The organism is Actinomycetospora sp., assembly GCF_055612215.1.
This window is the reverse complement of the sequence record NZ_JBVPVA010000112.1, coordinates 1-4,399: the sequence shown is the minus strand read 5'-3', so window position 1 is coordinate 4,399 and position 4,399 is coordinate 1. Positions and strand designations below refer to the sequence as shown.

The window sequence follows — 4,399 nt, the reverse complement described above, 5'->3', positions numbered from 1 at the left end:
CGCCCCCTGTGCACGGCGGCCCCCCGTCGCCGTGCTCCACCGATCCGCCGCCGGGCGGAGCTCAGTCCGCCACGTGTACCAGGACGAGCGGGACGTCGTCCGGATCGCGGAACACCAGATATGCGTAGGGCTCGGGTTCTCCCACGTCGACGACGCCGTCGTGCGCCACGCCGATGCCGTCGAGCCACCCCGCCCAGGAGTCGAGCTGGGCCCGGCTGGCCACCGAGAACGCGGTGTGCCCCCGACGCGGTGCGGCGCCCGGGTCCTGCAGGGAGATCGTGACCCCGGACTCCGGGTCCGAGAGCACCACCCCGGAGGAGGTGTCGTCCTCGGGGCACGGCGCCGAGGTGCGCCGCAGGCCCAGGACCCGCTCGTACCACGCGGCGCTGATCCGGAGGTCGCGTATCGCCGGTGCGTAGTGGTGGAAGCCGGTGAAGCCCGGCCGTTCGGTCGTGCTCACCCCGCCACCTCCGCCCAGGTCTGTACTCTCCGTGTTCGCGACTGAGTCTGCCGGGTGATCCGCGCGCCGGGGATCCGGGAGATCCCTAGTGGATGTCCCGACGCGTCAACTCGGTGGCCAGCTCCGTCCGGGAGCGCACGCCGAGCTTGCGGTAGATGCGCGTCAGGTGGAACTCGACGGTCTTGCGGGACACGAAGAGGCCGGCGGCGACCTCGACGTTGCTCTGGCCCTCGGCCACGCCCCGCGCGATCTGGAACTCCTGCGGGGTCAGGGTCGCCAGCGGTGAGCCCTCGCCGGGGGTGCCGCGGTATCCGGCCGCAGCGAGCTCGCTGCGCGCCCGCGCGGTCCACGGGTCGGCCCCGAGCGCGGCGAACGTCGCCTCGGCCTCGAGGAGTAGCGATCGGGCGGCCCCCGGTCGCCGCCCCCGCCGTCGGACCTCGGCGTGGGCCAGCAGGGTGCGGGCGCGCTCGTAGGGCGCGGCGAGGCGGTCGTGCGCCCGGTGGGCCGCCGCGAACCACTCCTCGGCCTCGTCCGGGTCCTCGGCCAGCACCCCACGTCCGCGGGCGGCCACGGCCTCCGCATACGCCGACCCGGTGCGGTCGGCCGCCGCCGCCACCCATCCGACCACGTCCTCGGCCGCCGCGCGATCGCCCTCGTGGATGGTGGCCCTCACGAGGTCACCGGCGAACGGGACCACCGCGAGGCACTCCACGCCCTGGGTCTCACACAACCGCCGGGCCCGCGCGAGGTGGGCCGCCGCCGTGGCCGGCTCGCCGGCGGCGAGGGCGCCGCCCCCCAGCGCGGCGGCGGCGTACACCGCCAGGCTCTCGATGCCGAGGGAGCGCGCGATCCTGGTGGCCTCCTCGCTGTGCGCCCGGCATCCCGCCGCGTCGCCGCGCACCCCCTCCACGCGGGCCAGGAAGGTCAGCCCGTACGCCCGGCTGCCGGCCTGGCCGACCTCCTCGGCCCACTCCACGGCCTCGGTCGCGTCGGCGTACGCGGCGGGCCACCGACCGGCCCACCAGTCGAGCTCGGCGCGGACGACCAGGGCGTAGGCGAGGACCTGGGGCGCCCCGATCCGGCGCGCGGTCGCGGTCACCGCACCGAAGAGGCGCCGGGCGTCGTCGAAGCGCTCGAGGTAGGCCGCGGCCTGCGCGCCGATGACCAGCGCCTGCGCGTCCCACAGCGGGTCGGCCTCGGCCGCGGTCGCCACCAGCTCGTCGAGCACGGCCTGGCCCTCCGTGCGGCGCCCCCGCAGCACGTAGGCGTGCGCGACGGTGGCGAGCCCGAGCGGCGAGAGGCCGGCCGTCTCGCGGGCGCGCTCGGCGGCCCGCTCCATCTCCCGCAGCCGCCCGGTCATGGCGAGGGGCGTGACCGCCTCGACGTAGAGCCGGGACGCCCGAGCCGTGTCGTGGGGCAGCACCGCGTCGGCCGCCCGCATCGGGTGCTCGGCGGCCTGGACCGGGTCGAGCCAGGCCAGCGTCCGCACCCGGACCATCTGGACGTCGGCCACGAACAGCGGGTCGTCGTGGAGCGCCAGGGCCTGCTCGCACCAGCGCACCGCGAGGGCGCCGCCCCCGGAGATCGACGCGTCGGCGGCGGCGGCGAGTAGTCGTCGCCCCCGCGTCTCCGGGTCGGCGGTGAAGTCCGCGGCGCGTGCCCCGATCCGCGCGGCCGCCAGCAGCCCGGACCGCTGGCGGGCGTCCTGCGCCGCCGCGACGAGGTCGTCGGCGAGGTCGTCGTCGGGGGCCTCCGCGGCCTCGGCGCGGTACCAGACCGCCAGGTCGGGCGACGCGTGGCGCACCAGCCCGTGCAGGACGCGCCGCCGGAGGTCCCGGGCGGTCCGGGCGTCGACGAGCGGGCGCAGGAGTCCGTGACGCAGGCAGACCTCCTCCCCGGAGCGGTGCACCAGTCCACGCCGTTCCGCCGGCAGGAGGTCCTCGGCGCCGAGCCCGAGGTCGGCGAGCACGGGATCCAGCTCGTCCCGCCGGGTCGAGCGGCTCAGGGCGAGCACGGCGAGCGCGTCCCGGGTCCGGGCGGGCAGGGCGTCGAGCGCGGCGGTCCAGGTGCGCTCGAGGCTCGACCCCGGCGGGAGCGCGGGGCTCGACGTCCCCGGCAGGAGCAGGTCGGGCCCCGCGACGCGGGCGGTCTCGACGACGGCCAGCGGATTGCCGCCGCCCCACTCGACGATCCTCTCCAGCATCGTCGGCGAGGTGCGCACCGGCAGCGCGCGCACCAGCTCCCGGCTCTCCTCCGGGCTCAGCGGCCCGAGCCGGACCGTCGGCAGGCGCCAGATCGCCGGGTGGACGGGGACCTCGTCGCGGACGGCGAGCAGCAGGGCGATCCGCTCCGGGGCGAGCCGGCGCGCGACGAACAGCAGCAGCTGCTGGGACGGCGGGTCGAGCCACGGGAAGTCGTCGACCACCAGCAGCAGCGGCTTCCTCTCGGCGGCCGCCGCGAACGTGCTCAGCGCCGCGGAGCACACGGCGAGGGGACCGGCCGCCGTGCCGGACCGCAGCACCAGCGCGACCTCGAGGGCCTCGCGCTGCACCGTGGGCAGCCCGTCGACGTGCTCGCGCAGCGGCAGCAGCAGGTCGCCCGCACCCGCGAAGGGCAGCACTGCCTCGCCCTCGACACCGGTGGTGCGGAGCACGCGACGCGTGGAGCGGGCGACGACCTCGTCGAGCAGGGTGGTCTTGCCGCTCCCCGGCTCGCCGACGACCACGGTCACGGTGCCGTCGGGGCGTCCCGGGTCGACCGCGGCGGCGAGCTCGTCCCGCTCGGGCACCCGGCCGACGACGATCGGGGGCTGCGGGCCTCCCGGTCCGGTCATGCGCCACCCCCCACACCGCGACTGTGGCGAGCCCGGCCGACCGTGTCTACGTTCGCGAACGACTGGTCCGGGTGCCGCAACGAGGAGTCGACGTGCGCGACGTGGCCGAACACCTGCGCGCGTTGATCGTGGCGAGCGACGACTACCGCCGGACCATGGCCGGCGGTCTCGACGTCAGCACCACCGAGGCCGCCGTCCTGGGGCAGCTGCTCCACGACGGTCCGCTGACCCCGATGGTCATCGCCCGGCGGACCGGGCTGACGGCCGGGAGCGCGACCACCCTGGTCGACCGACTGGTGTCCGCCGGCCTCGTGGAGCGCACGCCGCATCCCGGCGACCGGCGACGGGTCCTCGTCGAGCTGACCGCCCCCGGGCGCTCGGCGATCGAGACCATGTTCGGCCTGTTCGCCGCCGACCTCGACGCGGCCGTGCGCCGGGTCGAGCCCCGGTTGGCCGCCGACCCGGAGCTCCGGCGCACGCTGACCGAGCTCCTGCACGAGATGGCGACGTCGTTGCGGACGCGCGCCGGGGACGGCCCGGCGGTCCGAGCCGCCCTGGACGCCGCGCGGGCGGACGGACCGCGACCGGTGGCGGGCGACGACGAGGGGGTCGGCTGACCGCTGCGCGGGGGGACGCGGGCCCGGCCAGCCGACCCGGGCCGGTCGTGGTCCGGGGGGAGGACCGCGGCCGGCAGCAGGGGAGACCGGGTCTCGGCAGCAGGCGGCGCGACGTCGGTCCGCTGACTACTTTGATGATCTAAAGACCTGCCGTCAAGCGAGGGACGGTCACGCGGGTCCGGGAGTGAGGGTGGCCCCGATCACGGTGGCGCTGAGCTGCGAAAAGTCGCCGTTCGGGGATCGGGGGCGGTCCGGACGGCCCGGGGCGACAGTACGCTCGCCCCGTGAAGGTCCTACTGCTGGAGAGCATCCACCCGACCGCCGCCGAGGCGTTCCGCCGCGCCGGACTCGAGGTCGAGGAGCGGCCCGGGTCGCTCTCCGGCGACGAGCTGGCCGACGCCCTGTCGGGGGTGTCCCTGCTCGGGATCCGCTCCAACACCAAGATCACCGCCGAGGTGCTCGACGCCGGGAAGGACCTCCTGGCCATCG

Annotated in this window: 3 protein-coding genes and 1 pseudogene; 2 read left to right on the top strand and 2 right to left on the bottom strand. The window is 76.6% G+C overall.

Annotated elements, in window-relative coordinates; all coding sequences use genetic code 11:
* Positions 1-61: 61 nt before the first annotated feature.
* Together AC0CYZ_RS02885 and AC0CYZ_RS02880 are read right to left on the bottom strand one after the other, a co-directional pair.
* Complete coding sequence (locus AC0CYZ_RS02885; RefSeq protein WP_472212169.1) at positions 62-460, bottom strand: VOC family protein; 399 nt, start codon at positions 458-460, stop codon at positions 62-64.
* Positions 461-545: 85 nt separating this feature from the next.
* Positions 546-3,293: an AAA family ATPase gene (locus AC0CYZ_RS02880; protein ID WP_472212167.1), complete on the bottom strand. Its 2,748-nt coding sequence runs from the start codon at positions 3,291-3,293 to the stop codon at positions 546-548.
* Positions 3,294-3,385: 92 nt separating this feature from the next.
* Between AC0CYZ_RS02880 and AC0CYZ_RS02875 the strand changes: the two genes are divergently transcribed.
* Entirely contained in the window at positions 3,386-3,910 is a 525-nt protein-coding gene (locus AC0CYZ_RS02875; RefSeq protein WP_472212165.1) for a MarR family winged helix-turn-helix transcriptional regulator, read from the top strand.
* A gap of 284 nt (positions 3,911-4,194) precedes the next feature.
* Positions 4,195-4,399: pseudogene (locus AC0CYZ_RS02870) on the top strand (phosphoglycerate dehydrogenase); the annotation flags it as partial.